Raw genomic sequence first — 1,215 nt, forward strand, 5'->3', positions numbered from 1 at the left:
GTGGAGGACATCAATTGGTTACAATGGCAAATAATGATTGTGATTTTTGTCTTTTTGAAATTGAATAGTTTTATAAACGCCAGTAAACTGATATCAACGGGTCCCTTCTGACACTTTTATCACAACACGCAGGCCCAACCCCGCGATAAACGTAAAAATTTCGGTGCTTATAGTCCTCACCACCACATGCTTTTTATTCAATAAAAACAGTTAGTTAAGGGTGCGACACCTGGGGATTTATAATGGCTTCTCCACTGATTGAAAAATGGAACATTAGCCAAATGGCACAGCTCTTTAGTATGGACCGTAAGACCGTAGCCAAGCGGTTAAAAGAAGCGGAAGTAAAACCTGCTGAAAAACTCAAAGGCTATGATGTCTATGCATCTGATCAAGTAGGACCTGCCTTGTTTGGGAGTACTGAACTCTCTAACCTGCATGACCCTGAACAAATGACGCCCAAGGATCGTAAAGACTGGTTTCAGGCAGAAAACGAGCGGCTTAATTTTGAAGAGCGTGAAGGCCTGCTGTGTGAAGCTGAAGACGTGCGGCGTACATTAAATACGGTTGTTCAGGTCCTTATTCAAGCCTGCGAAACGCTACCAGATCATTTGGAACGCAAATGCGCATTACCACCCAAAGCCTTAACGGCTGTTGAAAACGTTGTGAATGATGTACGGCAATCGTTGTATCACCAACTAAAACATGCACTGCGAAACGAATAATATTGCCGATGATGTTGCTGAAATTATTAAGCCACCCAGCCGGTTATCTGTTAGCGACGCGATTAAACAAACATTAAGGGTTCCCAAAAATAACGGCAATGGCAGCGATCCGTGGTCCCCGGAAATCACCCCTTATATCATCGAGCCACTGGATTGTTTAAACAGTCGTGAGTATACCGCTGTCTTTTTTGTTGGGCCGGCACGTACCGGTAAAACCCTGGCGCTTGGTGAAGGCTGGTTAAGCTACGTTATCGCTCATAATCCGGGCGATATGCTGATTGTGCAAATTGCCAAGGAAAAAGCACAGGAGTATTCCAGAAAACGGGTAGATCGCACCATTCACTGCAGCCCTGAATTAGCAAAACGTTTGTCACCTCGATCCCATGATAACAATGTTCACGATAAAATATTTCGGGCGGGTAATTATTTAAAAATTGGTTGGCCCACTAAAAACATCTTAGCCAGCTCAGACTATAAATATGTTTTTCTCACG

At 43.6% G+C, this 1,215-nt stretch carries 2 protein-coding genes; both read left to right on the top strand.

Features of this window, described 5'->3' with window-relative positions; genetic code table 11:
* The first annotated feature begins 242 nt into the window (after positions 1 to 242).
* A complete protein-coding gene (locus KCG35_RS25430; RefSeq protein WP_215822648.1) occupies positions 243 to 722 on the top strand; it encodes a DUF1441 family protein in 480 nt (159 codons plus the stop codon).
* A partial coding sequence (locus KCG35_RS25435) for a phage terminase large subunit family protein (RefSeq protein WP_215822649.1) occupies positions 703 to 1,215 on the top strand: 513 nt, incomplete at its 3' end. The genes KCG35_RS25430 and KCG35_RS25435, both read left to right, overlap by 20 nt.

The sequence above is a fragment of the Zooshikella harenae genome (assembly GCF_018837975.1).
Classification (GTDB): domain Bacteria; phylum Pseudomonadota; class Gammaproteobacteria; order Pseudomonadales; family Zooshikellaceae; genus Zooshikella; species Zooshikella harenae.